Origin of the sequence: Longimicrobium sp. (genome assembly GCA_036387335.1) — a bacterium.
Classification (GTDB): Bacteria; Gemmatimonadota; Gemmatimonadetes; order Longimicrobiales; family Longimicrobiaceae; genus Longimicrobium.
The window spans coordinates 1-18,390 of sequence record DASVTZ010000012.1 but is presented as its reverse complement, the minus strand read 5'-3'; the positions used below and the strand labels follow the sequence as shown (position 1 = coordinate 18,390).

Sequence of the window (18,390 nt, the reverse complement as noted above, 5' to 3'; positions counted from 1 at the left end):
GGCACCGGCTCGCCGAACAAGCTCCTCTTCTCGCTGCTGACGGCCGAGGGCACCACCCCGCCCCCGAGCGGCGGCACCAACTACACGGGCACCCTGAGCGGCACCGGCGCCACGCAGTACCAGCCGGACGGCAGCTACTACTACAGCGCCAACGCGGGCTCGCACGTCGGCAAGCTGCAGGGCCCGTCGGGCACCGACTTCGACCTCTACCTGCAGCGCTGGAACGGCTCCTCGTGGGTGCAGGTCGCGGCCTCGGAGAGCGCCACCTCCACCGAGTCCATCACCTACAGCGGCGCGGGCGGCTACTACTACCGCTGGAGGATCTACTCGTACAGCGGCAGCGGGTCGTACACCTTCAACCTCACCAAGCCGAGCTGATCTCGTAGCTCGCTGGACGTGAATCGCCCCGCCGGCATCTGATGCCGGCGGGGCGATTCGCATTGTGGGCTTGCCGTTACGGCTGCGCGGGCGGCGGCACCCGCGGCGCGCTGGGATCGATCTCCCTGCCCAGCAGCCGCGGCGCGGGGTCGGCCTTCCGCGCACGCGACGAGCGGGCCCTGACCGGGGCGATGGTCGTCGCGCGGGTGGGCGCCACCTTAGTCGTACGCGCGGTGGTCACCATCGTGGACGACTCTACGCGAGTGGCCACGCGTGCCGGCGCCACCGCTGTGGTGACCGCGCGGGACGACGCCGTCGCCCGGGTGGGCACCGTCGTGGTGAGCACGGTCGTCTGCGCGGGTGAAACCCCGCGGGCGATCGCTCGGGTCGGTGCCGTGGTGACCATCACGGAAGTGGCCGTGGGGGCGAGCGAGCGCGGCCGCGCCTGGATGGGCGCCGGGGCCCGCGTCGGCGTCCATCCCCGCGTCGAGATCCCGGCGCTCGCCGGCGGCACTTCACCCGTGGTGGTGGATGGCATCAACACGGTATCGACCCGCGTCGCCGAGCTTCGCGATGGCACGGTAACGGACTCCAGGTGCGCCCGGGCGAGGAACTCCGCCGCGTCGGCCCCGGCGGGGACGACGACGGTGTCCACCGTGACGGTACGCACCGTGCGCGTCGTCTCCATGGCCCGGCCGGGAGCCGTCACCGTGACCGCCGCGCCTTCAGGCTGGAAGGTGATGGGGATCTGCACTCGCACACCGACGGGCTCGCCGCCCACCTCGCCCGGCGCGAAGCGCATCGTGAGCGCGACGGTCCGCGCCGGCTCCTGGAGCTCCGGATGGGTCGTGTTGACCACCCGCGCGCGAGAGACGGTCCCGTTCGGCTGCACCACCATCTCGATCAGCACGGTGCCGCCGATGCCGGAGTCACGCAGGTGCGCCGGGTACGCGCGCTGCAGCCCCTGCGTGATCTCGCTCCCGTTGAGCAGCGAGGGCTTCCGCTCCACCTGCGCGATGTCGTAGACCGGCGTGGTGTCGGGCTGCGTCAGCGCGGCGTGAACGCGGATGGGCTCCGCGGCCTCGCCGTGGAAGAGGCCGGCGAAGAGCGCGGGGTGGGCCGGTGCCGGGAGCGCGTAGCCGGTGGCGACAACGCCCAGGGTGAGGACGGCGCAGGCCGCGGCGCGGGCGGCGCGGTTGCGCGGGGTTCGATCCGTCATGGCGCGGATTCTCCTTTCGAGGAAGGAACGGGGTTCGGCGAATGCGGCGGACGCGAGTACGGCCGCGGAGCCACGGGCACCGACGCGCAGGAGGAGGTCGCCGTAGGTGGCGACGTCCCCGCCTCCGCGCAGGGTACGAGCATCGCAGTCCACCTCCACCGCCAGCCGCAGCCGGCGGAGCTGGAACCACAGGGCGAGATTCCACGGGACGAGCGCCGCCGCCACGGTCGCGGCCAGGATCAGGAGGGGGTCGCGGGCGCGGATGTGCTCGCCTTCGTGCCGCACCACCAGGCGCTGCATCGGCTCCGCCCAATCCAGCGTCCAGCGCGGCACCACGATGGCGGGCCGTACGACCCCCACCACCGCCGGCCCCACCTCGTGCGACAGGAGCACGGGGACGTTGGCCAGCCGCGCCGCGCGCCACCCTCGCCGCCTGCGCCACAGCACCGCCACCCCCGCCGCGATCCCCCCGACCAGCAGCGCCGAAGTCGCCATCCAGAGCGCCGGCAGCACCTTTTCGACGCGCTCGGAAAGCGGCGGAGCGCGGCGCACGGCCGGCGCGGCGGTGAGGTCGGCGTGTGCGGGTGCCGCCGGAGCAAAGGAGACGGGCACCTCGCGCGGACGCTCCGCCAGCACCAGCGGCCCGGCGCACGACAGGAGGATGGCGCCGGCCCACACCCACCGCGTGGGGCGCCCGTACATCCGGAGCAGCGCCTCCGCGGCGAGGCCGGCGAGGGCCAGCAGCGCCGAAAAGGCCAGGGCGTAGACGAGCCAGGCGATCATGGCTTCTCCTCCGCATCAAGGCGCTCTTGCAGGAGGCGGCGCATCCGCCGCAGCTCGTCGCCCGAAAGCGACCGGTCGGAGACGAGGTGCGTGAGGAGCATCTCGGGCGAGTCCTTGAACAGCTTCCGCGTGAGCCTGCGCAGCACGCTGGTGCCGGCCTCCTGGCGCTCGACGGCGGGGTGGTAGCGGTACGCCTTCCCCTCCTCCGTGTGCGCCACGTACCCCTTTTCCTCCAGGGTGCGCAGGACGGTGAGCACCGTGGTGTATGCGAGGTCGTCCGCCAGCCGCTCGCGGACCTCGGCCACGGTGGCGCTCCCCAGGTCCCACAGCACGCCCATCACGTCCAGCTCCCGCTCCGTAAACGAGATCTCCATCGCCGCGCTCCCCGAGGCTCCAGGTGACTCCTACTATACGTCTAGTAGGATGGTAAACGATCCTGCCGCGCTTGTCAACTAGTTCGTTAGTAGGAGAGGGCGAACGGGAGGGAAGGGCCGGCGCTCAGCGACGCGAGCCGCCCGCCGCGGCCGTGGAATCAGCCGCCGGGAGCGGGGCGCCGCGTGCGGCCCAGGCCATGATCTCGTCGCCGCCCCAGAACCGGCCGATCACGCGCTCTCCGGTGATGCGCAGCCCGCGCTCGCCCTGCGTCACGGTACGTTCCAGGAGGATGATCTGCGGGATGACGGAGCGCGCGCCTTCGGTCTGCCACACGTGCTGGGTGATCGCGCTGTTGAACCAGTTGCGCCCCACCACCAGCTCGTCGAACTCGCCGAACTCCTCGAAGTACGATACCGCGACGCGCGGCTCCCAATCCGTCGAGACGCCGGTGATCGACAGGTGAAGCTTCGCGCTGTCCCGCTGAACCCCCAGGCGGCGCATCATCTCACGCACGGCGGGCTTGAACCCCGCCTGCTGGTTCGCGATGCAGGTGGACGAGCTGATGAGGATCGCCACGACCTCGCGGCCCTGCGGATCGGTGTTGCTGGCACGGTACGCGCCGGCCGCACCCTGCCCGGCAAGCGCGGCGGGCGAGGCGACACCACTGAGGAGCGCGGCCAGCGCGAGCACATGAATGCGCGTCATGGTTCCTGGAAGTCTGGCTGGGCGAAAAGAGTCTACAGGATGGAAGGAGGACGGTAAGCCGCCGCGCAACCGCCGTCAACTAATCCCTTAGTGGAAGCCGGCACGCGAAGAAACTCCTCACCTTCACCGCGCCTCTCTGCGTCTCCGCGCCTCCGCGTGAGGCCCATCGAACCACGCCCCAACGACGACGCCCGGCGCATTAACGGGAGGTTGCCGTGCCACGGCCCCTGTTCCCTAATCCCTGCCGTCCCCTTACTTTGGTGTGTTTTTCCGTATCTCCATAGATCCGCAACGACGGCCCCAGGTCCATGAGCCAAGCCGCCCCGACCGCGCAGACCACCGTCTCCGCAGGGCCCCCGGTGTACACGCCGGCGGCCACGCGCCCGCCGTACCTCGCTGCCCTCGCCGCGGCGGCGGCGGTCTTCGCGCTGTATGCCATCACGCTGGGCCCCACCACCTGGTTCTGGGACACCAGCGAGTACATCGCCACCGCGCACATCATGGGCATCCCGCACCCGCCGGGGAACCCGCTCTTCGTGCTGCTGGCCCGCGCCTGGGAGGTGCTCCTCTCGCCGTTCGGGCTGACCCCCGCGGTACGCGTCAACCTCTTCTCCGCCTTCATGACGGCGGGGACGATGTTCTTCTGGTACCTGGTGGTGCACCGCATCCTCACCGCGTTCACGGACCGGCCGGTCTTCCGGCACGGCGGCGCGGCGGTGTCGGTGCTCATCTCGGCCACGGCGTACACGGTGTGGAGCCAGGCGACGGTGAACGAAAAGGTGTACACCGTCTCGCTCTTCACCATCGGCGTGATGTCGTGGGTGGCGTTCCTGTGGCGCGACCAGGTGGAGTCGCACGCCGCGGAGCCGCGGCAGGGGCGCGGCAAGAAGTGGCACGACGACAACGCGCTGGTGCTGATCGCGTTCGTGCTGGCGCTCTCGGTGGGGAACCACCTGATGGCGTTCCTGGCCGCGCCGGCACTGGCGGTCTTCTTCCTGATGGTGAAGCCGCAGGTGTTCGCCAACTGGCGCGTCTACGCCTTCGCCGCGCTCTTTGGGCTGCTGGGGCTCTCGGCGCACCTCTACCTGCCGATCCGCTCCAACCTGCAGCCGGTGATCAACGAGGCGGCGCCGTCGTGCCCCAACCTCAGCTCGGCCATCATCAGCGTGATCGGGTTCGGCAAGATCAAGCTGCCAGGCAGGTGCCCGGACCTGCACGCCTCGCTGGCGCGCGACCAGTACCAGAAGCCTCCGGTGATGCAGCGGCAGGCGCCGTTCACCGCGCAGATGTCCAACTACTTCCAGTACTTCGACTGGCAGTGGGCGCGCTCCGTCAAGGGCGAGGACGGCTACTTCGGGGCGGGGCGGATCTTCATCACGATGATCTTTCTGGCGCTGGGCGGCTTCGGCGCGCTGGAGCACTACCGGCGCGACCGTAAGAGCTTCGCCTACATCGCCACGCTCTTCTTCACGCTGTCGGTAGGGCTCGTGTACTACATGAACTTCAAGTACGGGTTCATGCAGGTGCGCGCCTTCAATCTGGATCCGGAGCTCTCCGAGGTCCGCGAGCGCGACTACTTCTTCCTGGTCTCCTTCTCCCTGTGGGGGCTGTGGGCGGGGATCGGGCTCGCGGTGCTCTGGCAGCAGCTGGCCGAAGCGATCGGCGGGCGGCGCAACTCCGCGTACATGGCCGCGCCCGTGCTGCTGCTGGGCGCCATCCCGCTCGTCCTCAACTGTCCGTACGCGTCGCGCCGCAACGACTACACGGCGCGCGACTTCGCGTACAACATGCTGCAGTCGGTGGAGCCGTACGGCGTGCTCTTCACCAACGGCGACAACGACACCTTCCCCCTGTGGTACGTGCAGGAGGTGGAGGGGGTGCGGCGCGACGTGACGGTGATCGTGCTCTCGTACCTGAACACGGACTGGTACGCGAAGCAGCTTCGCGACATCACCAAACCGTGCACGCGCCCCGGGCAGGCGGACGAGGACCCCACGCGCATCATCTGCCAGCGCCCCTTCGACGCCAGCAAGGCGCCCAGGTTCTACGATGGGCGCCGCGTCCCCACGCGCACCATCCTGCCGCTGACGGACGACGAGATCCGCGGCGTGATGAACCAGGGGGCGTTCCTGACCTCACAGGACATGGTCTTCGAGGCGCGCGGCATCCAGGCCGTGATCCCGGCGCAGCGGCCCATCACGCCGGCGGACCAGTTCCTCCTGACGATGGTGAAGCACGCCTGGGGCGACCGGCCGTTCTACTTCGCCGGCACCACCAACGTGCAGTTCGACCTGAACCTGTACCCCCACGTGGAGCGGCAGGGGATGGTGTTCAAGCTGGTGAACCCGCAGGACGCGGGGAAGGCGCTGCGGATGCCGGAGGGGCAGAACTACTCCGCGGTGCTGGGCGCGTACCTGGACCCGGAGCGCAACCGCCGCCTGGTGGAGGAGGCGTTCGAGTTCCACGGCGTCGAGAACCGCCCGCACTGGACGGACGACGCCACGCGCAACATCCCGATGCACTACTTCTACGCCCTTTCCGCCCTCGCGGTCGGCGAGGACATGTCCGGGCGTCCCGCCGAGGCGCAGAGGTACAAGGCGCGCGCCCAGGCCTTCCAGGAGCTCTCGAACCGCTGATCCGTGGCCGTAGCAGAACGACGCGCCGCTCCGGGGCACCGGGGCGGCGCGTTTGTGCATCACGGGGGCTGGTTGCCGGGGGATGAGCACCGGGGGATGAAAAGCACCGGGGGCTAAAGCCCCCGGCTGGAACTACGGGAAGACCGCTGAAGCGGTCTCGGGGCGCGAGGGGAGTTCTCCCCCTCACCCGCCCTGCGCCCCCGCAGGCGGGGGAGGGGGTCGGGGGGAGGGGGCCGTTGAGAATCATTCGCAAGTCGTTGCCGCGGGCGCGTTTGCGCGCAATCGGCAGTGGCCCGCGACTTGCTTTCTCCTGGGGCAACGCTGGAATCCTGAACCCCGAACAGGAAGGTACGGCGATGCAGAACGCTCAGGAGAGGCCTTCGGCCCAGACTTCGGTGGTGGGGGCTTGCACGGTGACCGACTGCAAGTTCAACGAGCACCACGAGTGCCACGCAGGGCAGATCGAGGTGCGGGTGGGGCCGGACGGCGCCCACTGCGGCACCTACACCCCCGAGGCCTCGCAGCGCCCGCGTCCGTAGCGGGCACGCAGGCGCGGCACACACACGACGGGCTCTCCTCGCGGGGAGCCCTCGTTCGTTGTCGGATCGATGGCTGTTGCCGTTGAAATGTTTGACATGCCGGGAGCGTGATCTTAGATTCGTTGAGAACAGTTCTCAACCAGCTCGGATGACGATGAACGCTCCCCTGGCACACGCGGCGGCAGGCACGCTGCGGCGGATCTCCGAAAGCGAGCGCGGCGAGCGCGGCCGGCGTGCGGCGGCGGGCGCGCTGGTGCTCGCGGCCGTGGAGCGCGCGGCCGGGGGAACGCGGGACGAGTTCGTGCTGCGCCGCGCCCGGCGCGAGGTGGAGGGGCTGGAGCGCTCGCCGGAGAAGTCGATCCTCACGCGCGTGCTGGTGGTGCTGGAGGAGTCCGCCGATCCGTGCGCGCGGGTGGCCGCGCCGCTCGTGCAGTACGCCTGCGAGCTGGAGCGCACCCGCCGCCTGCCCGAGGCGGATGCGGCCGTGTCGCTCGCGCTGGAGCTGGACACGGTCTCGTCGTCGACGGCGCTGCACGCGGCGCGGCTGGCGCGCAAGCTGGGCGACCGTGAGCGCGCGCTGGCGCTGTACTGCGCGGCACGGGACCTGGACGGCGGGTCGGGGACCATCGCGCGGCTGGCGGCGGTGGGCGAGGCGGTGGTGGGCGACGACGCGGAGCGGGGCCTCACCCGCGCCATCCGCGCCGCACTGCGCGCCGGCGACGGCGAGTCCGCGGCGGTGGGGCTGGAGGAGCGCGCCGCCGTCCGCCGCGCGCGGGGCGACCGCCGCCGCGCCGCGCTGGACCTGTGCCTGGCCGCCGCCCGCTTTCCAGACGGAGTGGACCGGGCCCGCGTGGCGCACGCGCTGGCCGGCGTGCTGCTGGCGATGGGCGACGCCCCCGCCGCCCGCGAGGCGATGCTCGCCGCCCTCGCCTGGGGCGACGCGCCGCAAAAGGACCACGCGCGCACCCGCCTGCACACTCTCGCCCGCGACACCGGCGACCAGGTGGGGATGCGCCGCTGGCGGTCGTTCCAGCGCCCGTCGCTGGTCTCGCTCTCCGCCTACCGCCCCGCGTCGGACGGGCGCACGCTCGCGCCGCGACTCATGCGCTGGCGCGAGGCGCTCACCCCCGCCTGACCCGCCGCGCACCCGCCGGCGACGCAAGACGCCCCGCTCTCCGGTGATGGAGGGCGGGGCGTTCGCTTCACCGCCGGGAGCATCATGTCGTTCCTGGCGTGGCCCGTTCGTCGTATGAATAGAGGTGGGTGCCGTCCGGCGCCCCGCCGCCAACAGAGCACCGGAGTTTTCCACATGATCGACACCCCGCAGATCGTGCAGGCCCAAGCCAGGAACACAGCCATCATCCGCCTCACGGTACCGCGGCAGGAGATCCGGAACGTGATGGGGCCGGCGATGGGCGAGCTCAAGAGCGCCGTCGCCGCCCAGGGTGTGACGCCCGACGGACCGATGTTCACGCACCACCTGCGGATGGACCCGGACACCTTCGACCTCGAGGTCGGGCTGCCGGTGCCGGGAGAGATCGCGGAGAGTGGCCGCGTGCGCGCCGGCCGGCTCCCGTCCGCTACCGTCGCGCGGACGACCTATCACGGCCCCTTTGAGGGGCTCCCCGGCGCATGGAGCGAGCTGCACGCCTGGATGCGCGCCAACGGACACGAGCCGGGCGCGGACCTTTGGGAATCCTACGTCTCCGGCCCCGAATCCGATCCCGACCCCACCACCTGGCGCACCGAGCTCACCCAGCCCCTGGCGCGGTAACAGAACACTCCTGCCCGTTTCCCACGAATCCGTGTGTATCGGAGGAAATGGTCTCACGCAAAGGCGCGAAGACGCAAAGAAAGTGAATTCGTGTCTTTCCTTCGCGTCTTGGCGCCTTTGCGTGACATCTTGATCCTTTGGGATTGCACGAGACTTCTGTCGAGACGGTATCACACGCAGAAGCGCGGAGGCGCGGAGAGGACCCTCCCCGCGCCTCCGCGTCTCCGCGTGAGACCAGCTTTTATCCCGCTAACCAGAATCAGCGCGCGTTGCGGTTGGCGGAGAGCAGGCGCTCCCACGCCTTGGACATGCGCTGGTACTCGCCCGGGCAGCGCGCCGCGCGCTCGCGCGGAAGCATGCCGCCCGTCACGATGCGCGAGTACTTCTGCGGGTCGGAGCCGTACACCCAGCAGGCGATGTTGAAGAGGCGCTGCGGCCCCAGTGAGTGCTCGTCCGCGAAGTCCGAGTTGTTGAACACCGCGTTCTCGCCCGGCTGCACGGCCAGCACGCCGTTGAAGGCGGCCTGCGCACCCTTTTCGCCGCTCCCGATCAGGATGTAGGTGGCGAGCTGGTCCACCGCGTCCTCCTCGCGCCCCGTGATCGGCAGGTCCATCACGTCCACCAGGGCGTGGCCCACCTCGTGGTACATGATGAAGTTGACGGCGCCGTCCACCGCCTCGGCCTGCGCCTGCGTCCACTGCCCGTCGCGCACGAAGATGTTGGCCAGGTGGTTGAGCATCTCGTAGCACATCGTCACGGAGCCCAGGCGCGGGCTGTACGACGCGTTCACGTTGCCGCACTGGGCCGTGCGCACGGACACGCTGCGCGGCAGGGTGGGGAGGTTCCGGTTCGAGTTGAGCGACTCCGTGAAGCGCTCCATCATCCCCGCCTGCTTGATGCGCTGGTTCAGGGTGCGCAGCGCGGGGGTGGTGGGCTCGCTGGAGGCGTACAGCCACTTGTTCTGCCCCGCCGTGCGCTCCTCGGCCGCCGTCTGCGCCGGGGCGGCGGAGAGGCGCTGGATGGACAGCGTGTAGCTCCCCGTCTTGCGCGGCTCGAAGGCGTTGGCCTGGATCACGTACACCCCCGTGCCGCCCACCGTGACGGTGGCCTGCGCGTTGGTGCCGCCGCCGCCGTCGTCGTCGTTCACCTCCGCCTCAAGCCGCCCGCCCTCCAGCCGGCCCCAGCGCAGGTAGGTGTCGAAGTCGCTGGAGCGCATGGTGATCTGCAGCCGGTCGCCGGGGCTGCCGCGGTACACGTACTGGTCGTAGTACGAGCTGTCGGAGAGCATCGGGTCCGACGGCGTGAGCTGGCCGTTGATCGTCTGGCCCGCGGTCACCGTCACGGCGCCGGCCGGGGCGGTCGTCTGCTGCTGGGCCGTGGCGCTCACCGGCTGCACCGTGAGCGTGTACGAGCCCGTGGCGCCCGCCGCCAGCGAGTTGGCCTGCACCGCGTAGATGCCGCTGGCGCCCACGGTGGCGATGAGCTGCGAGTTGGTGCCGCCGCCGCTGTCGTCGTCGCGGGCGATGGCGTCGAAGCGGTTCCCCGCCAGGCGCCCCCACGCCATGTACGTGTCGAAGTCGCTGGAGCGCATCGTCACCATCACCTGCTCGCCCGGCCGCCCGCGGTACACGTACAGGTCGTAGTACGAGTTGTCGCTCAGCTTCGGGTCCGACGCGTCCAGCCGGCCGTTCACCGTCTGGCCCATCGCGATCGTCTGCGCGCCGCTGGGGGTCGCGCCGCTCGCGCGCTCCACGGCCAGGGTGTAGGTGCCGGTGACGTTGGCGGCGAGCGAGTTGGCCTGGATGGCGTACGTCCCGCTCTGGTCCAGCGTCACCTGCATCCGCGAGTTGGTGCCGCCGGCCGCGTCGTCGTCGGTGCCCAGGAGCTGGAACTGCTGCCCCTGCATCCGCCCCCAGCGCAGGTACGTGTCGAAGTCGCCGGAGGTGAGGGTGATGATGATCTGCTCGCCCGGCGTGCCCTGGTAGACGTAGGTGTCGTAGTACGAGTTGTCGGGCAGCTTGGGATCGGAACCCTCCAGCCGGCCGGAGACGGTCTCGCCCGCGCGGATCGCCCCGCCGCGCGACCGCGTCCCGCCGCCGCCTCCTCCGCCACCCCCGCCGCCGCCCGTGCGCTCCACGCTCAGGGTGTAGGCCCCGGTGGAGTTGGCCGCCAGCGAGTTGGCGCGGATGGTGTAGGTGCCGCTGCTCCCCACGGTCACGGTGATCTGCGAGTCGGTGCCGCCGGCGCCGTCGTCGTCCGTCTTCTCGGAGTTGAAGGAGCTTCCGGAGCCGGTGCCCCACGCCAGGTAGGTGTCGAATGCGGTGGAGCGCAGGGTGATGACGAGCTGGTCGCCCGCGCTGCCGGTGTAGCGGTAGTCGTCGGCGTACGAGTTGTCCCCCAGGCGCATGTCGCTGCTGGTGAGCTCGCCGCGCACCGTCTGTCCCGCGGAGATGGTGCCGCCGCTGCCGCCCCCGCCGCCGCCCGGCTGCGGGCGCTGCACCGGCCCCGGCGCCGCGCCGCCGCCGCCCGACTCCACCTGGATGGTGTACGCGCCGGTGGAGCCCCCCGCGAGCGAATTGGCGCGGATCACCAGCACCCCGCCCGCGGGCACGGCCACGCTCACCCGCGAGTCGGTGCCGCCCGCGCCGTCGTCGTCCGTCGCGCTGGAGGTGAAGGTGCCGCCGTTCAGCGTCCCCACGGACAGGTAGCTGTCGAAGGCGCTGGACCGCAGCGTCACCGTCACCTGCTCGCCCGCGCGGCCGCGGTAGACGTACTGGTCGTAGTACGAGCCGTCGTCCAGCTTGGGATCGGACTCGGAAAGGCTGCCGGAGACCGTCTGCCCGGCGCGGATGGCCGTGCCGGGCTGTGCCGCGAGCGCGGCGGGAAGGCTGCAGAGCACGGCCGCGCACAGCAGGGCGCGCCGCGTGGCGGAGGTGGCGAATCGCATCGTCTTACCGGACCTGAAGGTGGGGGAGTGCACGGGCGGGAACTGCGGGTCGGCGTGGGATCGCCACCCTCCCACAAAATGAAGCCCCGGACAGACTTTAGCCAGCTTTTCGTTTGTCGTCCGCTTTGGAGGCGCAAGCGTGTTCCGCCGCGGCGCCTCGCGCGCGAGGTTGGCGGCGGGGCGGGAGCGGCGGTATCTTGTGGAGACCGGCGGGAGAGCTCCGCCCGCGCCGCACTCAAGGCGCCGCACCACGAACGAGACGCGCTACGCCATGGCAACGCAACCCTCCCGACTCGTCGCCGTACCCACCGGCGCCTCGCACACCGTGGAAGAAGAGGGGCGCAACCCCGGCGTGCCGCTGGACCTGGACTGGGTCAGCTCCGTGCGGGTGAACCGCAGCGCGGTGGAGCGGCGCGCATCCACCCTGCCGGGGCGGCGCACGGTCAAGAAGCAGTGGCAGGCGGCGTGGCTCCTGCGCGCCATCACCCTGATGGACCTCACCACCCTCTCGGGCGACGACACGCCGGGGACGGTGCGGCGCCTGTGCGCCAAGGCCCGCCAGCCGCTGCGCCCCGACCTGCTGGGCGCGCTCGGCGCGGAGGAGCTCACCATCCGCTGCGGCGCGGTGTGCGTCTACCACCGCTTCGTGGCGACGGCGGTGGAGGCACTGAGCGGCTCGGGAATCCCGGTCGCGGCGGTCTCCACCGGTTTCCCGGCGGGGCTCTCGCCCTTCAAGCAGCGCGTGGAGGAGATCCACGCGTCCGTGGCGGACGGGGCGGAGGAGATCGACATCGTCATCACCCGCGAGCACGTGCTCACGGGGAACTGGCAGGCGCTGTACGACGAGGTGAAGGCGTTCCGCGAGGCGTGCGGCGCCGCGCACCTCAAGGCGATCCTGGCCACCGGCGAGCTGGCGACGCTGCGCAACGTGGCGCGCGCATCGGTGGTGGCGATGATGGCGGGCGCGGACTTCATCAAGACCTCCACGGGCAAGGAGTCGCGCAACGCGGAGCTCCCGGTGGGGCTGGTGATGGCGCGCTGCATCCGCGAGTACCGCGACCGCACGGGGCACGAGGTGGGCTTCAAGCCGGCCGGCGGTATCAAGACGGCCAAGCAGTCGCTGGACTGGCTGATGATGATGAAGGAGGAGCTGGGCCGCCGCTGGCTGGAGGCGGACCGCTTCCGCTTCGGCGCCTCGTCGCTGCTCAACGACATCGAGCGGCAGCTGGAGCACCACGTCACCGGCCGCTACTCCGCCTCGCACCGCCACCCGATGGCGTGACCGGGCACCGCCGCGGCCCGCCTGCGCCGCGGCGGTGTTCCCGCCCGGGAACCGGACCCCCACTTCCGGCCCGCCGGGAACGTTTGTATCTTCTTGTCGCACCATCACATCGCGCCCGCTTCCCAGCGGGCGCTTTCGCGTCCATTCTCCCCCGATTCCACGCGATGAAGAAGCTGCTTTCCGCCGCCATCCTTGCCGGTGTCCTCGCCGCGCCCGCCCACGCCCAGAACGTGATCGAGGGCCTCAACCCCGCCGAGTTCTCGGAGCTGAAGTGGGGCGCCACCGCCGCGCAGGTCGCGGCGCACTGGCGTGAGCAGCCCCTGGCCGTGAAGCGCGAGAACGGCGTCACGCGTCTGAGCTTCCTCCCCTGGATGGGGATGGAGACGTGGACGGTGGCGGTGCACGACCAGCACGGCTTCGTGCAGGTGGAGGCGTTGTCCGCCGCGAGCGTCACCGGCGCGGCCTGCGAGCTCCAGTTCCGGCAGCTCCTCTCGCAGTTCCAGCGCTCCTACCCGGGGCTCACCCCCTCCATCACCGAGCGCAACGACGCCGGCACGGGGCTGTGCGAAGCGGTGCGCGCCGGCCAGGGCGAGGCGCGCTATCGCTGGACGGACGCCGCCGGCACGGAGATCGTGGTGGAGGTGAACCGCGAGGGCCGCGTCGCCTTCGAGTCGCACACGCGCCGCTACCGCGACTGGCTGGCGGCCTCCGCCGCTCCCCGCGCCGCCACGCCGCAGCGGCTGGGCCTGACGGCGGCCGCCTTCCGCGCCATCCGCCCGGGGATGTCGCTGGAGGAGGTGAACGCCCTCGTCGGCTTCGCGGGCACGCAGACGTCGAGCACGGACATGGGCGCCCACCGCTCGGCCGGCTACAAATGGCAGCGCGGCGCCGAGTTCATGATCGTGACCTTCATGGACGACCGCGCGCTGCAGACGCTGCAGGCGGGGCTCGACAGCCAGCCCGCCTCCGCCCGCACCGCCACGCTGGCGAAGTACAACCAGGTGCAGGAAGGGATGACGCTCGAGGAGGTGTCGCGCATCATGGGCGGCCCGGGCAACTTCACCGGCTTCACGGACATCATGGGGACGATGAGCGAGGGCTACAGCTGGAAGGGCGCCTCGCTGGGAACGCTGATGACCGCCAGCTTCCGCGACGGCCGCCTGACCACCCGCATGCAGATCGGGCTCCGCTGACTGGCCGGGGCGGGCCGACCATCGCGCCTCACGCCCGCCCCCCTCGGAACGCGCAGTAGATCCTTCGCTCCGCGCCAGAGTCCGGCGACGAGGCAAGTACGGAGCAGCGCGTCGCTCAGGATGACATAAAACGGCGAGGATGCCGCGCCTCTTGGGGCGGCTTCAGCCGTCTTCGCGTGGTTTCAGCCGGGGGATTTTACCCCCCGGCGTCCTCGCCCGGCGGCCCACCCCCGGCGACCATCCCCCGTCGCCCCCACCCGCCGCACCCGTCCCCGCGGCCCACACCGAGCCCAACCCAAGCCTGCGAAGGCAGGCTTCCCGCGGTTGTTGCAGCGGTTTCAACCGCCGGCCCCCTGCCCGGCCGTGCCCCCCAGGAAATACAAAGGCCCCCGCGGCATTCCGCGGGGGCCTTCGCCTTCGCCATCACCCAACCCGCCCGATCAGTAGATGTAGACCGGCGTCCCGACCGTCGTGTTCTCGTACAGGAAGGTGAGCGGCTCCTCGTCCAGGCGGATGCAGCCGTGGGTGGCGGGGAAGCCGATGGCGATGGGGTCGTTGGTGCCGTGGATGAAATACCCGTCGCCCGTGTCCAGCTTGAACTTCCCCAGCACCTCAGGCACGCGCCGGTTGATGGTGCCAAAGGGCGGGATGTACATGATCCCGTCCCACATCAGCGGGTGCTCCTGCGGAAGGATCTCGAACTCGCCGTCCTTGAGGATGCCCAGGTTCACGCCGCGCCGTATGACGCGCCCGCCGTCCTTGAGCGCTACCCCGCCGTCGGGAAACTGCCGCACCCGGTCCGCCATCGACTGGTAGTGCCAGTCCGGCGGAATCCAGAGCGGGTCCTCCTCCATCTTGATGACGGTGCGGCGCCCGCGCGGCGTGGAGAAGTCGATCAGCCGCCCGCCGGTGCTCTTCACCATCCCCATCCCGACCCCGGCGGGGGCGGAGAGGAGCGTGTCCGCGCCGTCGATGAGCCACAGGCGCCGGTCGAAGATGGAGATGACGATGCGGCGCCCCGTGGCGTTGTTGGCGGCGCGGCGGTGGCGCTCCCAGGCGAGCGAGTCGGCGCGCGAGGTGGGGCGGCGCGGCGCCGGGTCGGGGTTCACCACGCCCATGCGGCGCAGGCGGTCCGCGATCAGCTCGTCGGTGGTCACCAGCCCGCGCGGGCGGCTGCCCGCGTCCGTGTTGGCGGCGACGCGCGAGGTGTCTTCGCCGGCGCGCGCGCCGTCCTGGGCGCTGGCGGGCGCGGCGAAGGCCAGCAGGGCCGCGCACGTCGCCCGGATGATGTGAGTGGCGTATCTCATGTCAGGGTTGCCGTTCGGGGACAACATGGAACGGCGAAAGCACTTGGCTGATCTGTGCTACCGCTGCGGCCGCACCCGCGGGCCGCACCTTCAGTATAACGCAGTCGGCTCCCGAGACCAACCGCCTCGCTATCGCCGGCATCCCCAAAAGCCTCACGCGGAGACGCGGAGACGCGGGGAAAGAACAACAGAAAAAGCCTCACACAGAGAACACAGAGGGAACTGCAAGCCACAGAGAACCCCTTTTGCAGTTCTTCCTCTGTGTCTCTGTGTCTCTGTGTGAGCCATGCAGTTGCAGTTCTCCCGCGCCTCCGCGTCTCCGCGTGAGCCCCGCTGTTCAGAGAATAGGAAGCAGCACCAGCACCAGCGTCCATGCGCAGCCTAATGCGAGCACGATCATGGCGGCTATGCCTGCTGCCTGCACGGCGCGGCCGGCGACCCACCGCGGATGGGCGCGCGTCGTGGGGACGAGAAGGGCGCCCAGCAGCGCGCCGACGGCCAGACCGCCCGCGTGCGCCGCGTTGTCGATCATGCCCATCCCCACGATCCCGATCCCCGCGATCACCGCCACGTTCAGCAGCACCATCTTGAGGAAGCCGGGCGGCACCGTCTCGCGCCGGCGGTAGGCCAGGACGCCCAGGAAGCCGATCAGCCCCATCAGCCCTCCCGACGAGCCGACCGACGGCGCATCGGGAGGGAGGATGAAGCTGGCGAGCGATCCGCCGAGCACCGAGGCCAGGAAGACGATCGAGAGGTACGCGCGGTGAGCGAGCACCTCCGTCTCGCGGCCCAGCGCGAGGAGGGCCATGAAGTTCACGGCGAAGTGAATGATGCCGCCGTGCAGGTAGCCAGCGGTGAGGAGCCGCCACGTCTCGCCCGCGCGGATGTACCCGGGAGCCATCTCGGCGGGGGCGATGCCGTAATTGGGGATGCCGGAGCCGCTCGCCAGGAGCTGCGCCGCGCCCACCGCCGCGATCATCCCCGCCAGCAGGCGCAGGTACACCACGGGCAGCCGCCGCAGCGCCGCGGTCTGCTCCGCCTCGCGCATCATGTCGCGGAAGCCCTGCGCGGTCATCACGCTCGCCTGCCGCCACTCGCGCAGCCGCAACGCGACCCAGATCACCCCGAACAGCAGGTAGATGGCCCCGGGCGAGCCGGGGCGAAGCGAATCGAGGTTCTGAACGGCCAGCACAGACGCGAACACGCCCACGATGATCGCCTGCGTCTTCGCCCCGCCGCCGATTCGGGCGCGGATCGCCTCCAGCAGAAAGGGCACCTCCTCGGGCGGTACGGGGCCGCCCGAATCCGGCGTCCACACCAGGCGCGGGATGGGGCCCGCGCGGCACGCGGCGGCCAGCTCGTCGCGGGTGGCGGGGTGCAGGGTCCCGTGCGCGTCCACGAAGCCGTAGCCGCCGGGCGGGGAAGGAGTTGGGTCCGGAACGGTCATCGGCCTCTGGATGCGGAGTGTCCGCGCGGCGGGTGCAAGGGCGGGGCCCGTGCGCGGTCGCGCGGAGGAACGTATACTTACACCGCACGGCCCCCGAACGGCACGCACCCCCGGAAGGACCCGACCGATGAGCATCGCCGAGATCTTCGAGACCATGGAATACGGCCCCGCCCCCGAAAGCGCGTCGCCCGCGCTGCGCTGGCTGGAGGAGCGTGGCGGCACCACGCAGCTCTTCATCGGCGGCGAGTGGCGCGAGCCTACGGGCGGCGAGTACTTCCCCTCGAACAACCCCGCCACCAACAAGCCGCTCGCCCGCATCGCCCAGGCGGGCGCGGAAGACGTGGACGCCGCCGTCGCCGCCGCGCGCGCCGCGCTCCCGGGGTGGCAGGCGCTGGGCGGGCACGGCCGCGCGCGCTACCTGTACGCCCTGGCGCGCCACATCCAGCGCCACTCGCGCCTCTTCGCCGTGATGGAGACGCTGGACAACGGCAAGCCGATCCGCGAGTCGCGCGACATCGACATCCCGCTCGTCGCCCGGCACTTCTACCACCATGCCGGCTGGGCGCAGCTGATGGAGACGGAGATGCCCGGCCACGCGCCGCTCGGCGTGGTGGGGCAGATCATCCCGTGGAACTTCCCGCTGCTGATGCTGTCGTGGAAGATCGCGCCGGCGCTCGCCATGGGGAACACGGTGGTGCTGAAGCCGGCCGAGTTCACCTCGCTTACCGCGCTCCTCTTCGCGGACGTGTGCCGCGACGCGGGGCTGCCGCCGGGCGTCGTCAACATCATCACCGGCGACGGGCGCACCGGCGCGCTGATCGTGGACCACCCCGACGTGGACAAGATCGCCTTCACCGGCTCCACCGAGGTCGGGCGGATCATCCGCGCCGCCACGGCGGGGAGCGGGAAGAAGCTGTCGCTGGAGCTGGGCGGCAAGAGCCCGTTCGTGGTGTTCGACGACGCGGACATCGAGAGCGTGATCGAGGGCGTGGTCGACGCCATCTGGTTCAACCAGGGGCAGGTGTGCTGCGCCGGCTCGCGCATCCTCGCGCAGGAGGGGATCGCCGACCGCCTCGTCACCCGCCTGCGCGAGCGGATGGAGACGCTGCGCGTGGGCGACCCGCTGGACAAGGCGGTCGACATCGGCGCCATCATCGACCCCGTGCAGCTCAACAAGATCCGCGACCTGGTGGAACAGGGACGCTCCGAGGGCGCCACCCTCTGGCAGCCGTCGTGGAGCTGCCCGCAGGAAGGCTGCTTCTTCCCCCCGACGCTCCTGACCGACGTCGGCCCGGCCTCGACCGTGGCGCAGGTGGAGATCTTTGGCCCGGTCGTCGTGCTGATGACCTTTCGCACCCCGGACGAGGCGGTGGCGCTGGCCAACAACACCCCGTACGGCCTGGCCGCCAGCGTGTGGACGGAGAACATCAACCTGGCCCTGGACATCGCCCCGCGCATCAAGGCGGGCACGGTGTGGGTGAACTCCACCAACCTCTTCGACGCCGCGTCCGGCTTCGGCGGCTACCGCGAGAGCGGCTACGGCCGTGAGGGCGGGCGCGAGGGCCTGTGGGAGTACGTGAAGCCGAAGTGGGAAAAGGATCAGGGCAAAGAGGGCAGTGCGCAGGGCACGGCGAAAAAGGGCCGCGCTAAGGTCGCCGACGCCGTGAGCGCGCTCACGCACTCACGCACTGACGCACCCTCCCTTCCGCCCATCGACCGCACCGCCAAGCTCTACATCGGCGGCAAGCAGGCGCGCCCGGACAGCGGCTACTCCATGCCCGTCGCAGGCGCGGACGGCCGCGTCG

14 protein-coding genes are annotated in these 18,390 nt (G+C 70.9%); 8 read left to right on the top strand and 6 right to left on the bottom strand.

Annotated elements, in window-relative coordinates:
* Positions 1-378, top strand: a 378-nt coding sequence (locus VF647_01010) for a hypothetical protein (protein HEX8450638.1), incomplete at its 5' end; no start/stop codon positions are given.
* Positions 379-454: 76 nt separating this feature from the next.
* On the opposite strand, the gene VF647_01005 is transcribed toward VF647_01010, so the two are convergent.
* The 3 genes from VF647_01005 to VF647_00995 all read right to left on the bottom strand — a co-directional run bounded on the left by VF647_01005 (position 455) and on the right by VF647_00995 (position 3,460).
* Positions 455-2,380 carry a TonB family protein gene (locus tag VF647_01005; protein HEX8450637.1) on the bottom strand — a complete coding sequence of 642 codons (1,926 nt, stop codon included), beginning with the start codon at positions 2,378-2,380 and terminating at the stop codon, positions 455-457.
* Entirely contained in the window at positions 2,377-2,754 is a 378-nt protein-coding gene (locus VF647_01000; GenBank protein ID HEX8450636.1) for a BlaI/MecI/CopY family transcriptional regulator, read from the bottom strand. The genes VF647_01005 and VF647_01000 overlap by 4 nt, the downstream gene beginning before the upstream one ends.
* 124 nt (positions 2,755-2,878) lie before the next feature.
* Complete coding sequence (locus VF647_00995) at positions 2,879-3,460, bottom strand: hypothetical protein (GenBank protein HEX8450635.1); 582 nt, start codon at positions 3,458-3,460, stop codon at positions 2,879-2,881.
* Positions 3,461-3,768: 308 nt separating this feature from the next.
* Between VF647_00995 and VF647_00990 the strand changes: the two genes are divergently transcribed.
* The 4 genes from VF647_00990 (at position 3,769) to VF647_00975 (ending at position 8,409) form a co-directional block, all read left to right on the top strand.
* On the top strand, positions 3,769-6,096 hold the full coding sequence (locus VF647_00990) for a DUF2723 domain-containing protein (protein ID HEX8450634.1): 2,328 nt from the start codon (positions 3,769-3,771) through the stop codon (positions 6,094-6,096).
* Between the two features lie 356 nt (positions 6,097-6,452).
* Positions 6,453-6,635 (top strand): DUF1540 domain-containing protein, encoded by a 183-nt coding sequence (locus tag VF647_00985; protein HEX8450633.1) that lies wholly within the window; start codon positions 6,453-6,455, stop codon positions 6,633-6,635.
* Positions 6,636-6,789: 154 nt separating this feature from the next.
* Positions 6,790-7,770 (top strand): hypothetical protein, encoded by a 981-nt coding sequence (locus VF647_00980; protein ID HEX8450632.1) that lies wholly within the window; start codon positions 6,790-6,792, stop codon positions 7,768-7,770.
* A 174-nt stretch (positions 7,771-7,944) separates the two neighbouring features.
* Entirely contained in the window at positions 7,945-8,409 is a 465-nt protein-coding gene (locus VF647_00975; GenBank protein HEX8450631.1) for a GyrI-like domain-containing protein, read from the top strand.
* A 259-nt stretch (positions 8,410-8,668) separates the two neighbouring features.
* Here VF647_00975 and VF647_00970 read toward each other — a convergent pair whose 3' ends face one another.
* Positions 8,669-11,356, bottom strand: a complete 2,688-nt coding sequence (locus VF647_00970; GenBank protein ID HEX8450630.1) for a DUF4344 domain-containing metallopeptidase — start codon at positions 11,354-11,356, stop codon at positions 8,669-8,671.
* Between the two features lie 271 nt (positions 11,357-11,627).
* On the opposite strand from VF647_00970, the gene deoC reads away from it, so the two are divergent.
* Both deoC and VF647_00960 read left to right on the top strand, forming a co-directional pair.
* On the top strand, positions 11,628-12,638 hold the full coding sequence (gene deoC, locus VF647_00965; GenBank protein ID HEX8450629.1) for a deoxyribose-phosphate aldolase: 1,011 nt from the start codon (positions 11,628-11,630) through the stop codon (positions 12,636-12,638).
* A gap of 164 nt (positions 12,639-12,802) precedes the next feature.
* Complete coding sequence (locus tag VF647_00960; protein ID HEX8450628.1) at positions 12,803-13,831, top strand: hypothetical protein; 1,029 nt, start codon at positions 12,803-12,805, stop codon at positions 13,829-13,831.
* Positions 13,832-14,271: 440 nt separating this feature from the next.
* On the opposite strand, the gene VF647_00955 is transcribed toward VF647_00960, so the two are convergent.
* Positions 14,272-15,138 (bottom strand): L,D-transpeptidase, encoded by an 867-nt coding sequence (locus VF647_00955; protein ID HEX8450627.1) that lies wholly within the window; start codon positions 15,136-15,138, stop codon positions 14,272-14,274.
* 337 nt (positions 15,139-15,475) lie between these two features.
* On the bottom strand, positions 15,476-16,585 hold the full coding sequence (locus tag VF647_00950) for a rhomboid family intramembrane serine protease (protein HEX8450626.1): 1,110 nt from the start codon (positions 16,583-16,585) through the stop codon (positions 15,476-15,478).
* 127 nt (positions 16,586-16,712) lie between these two features.
* On the opposite strand from VF647_00950, the gene VF647_00945 reads away from it, so the two are divergent.
* Positions 16,713-18,390: aldehyde dehydrogenase family protein (locus VF647_00945; GenBank protein HEX8450625.1), on the top strand; the 1,678-nt coding region annotated here is incomplete at its 3' end.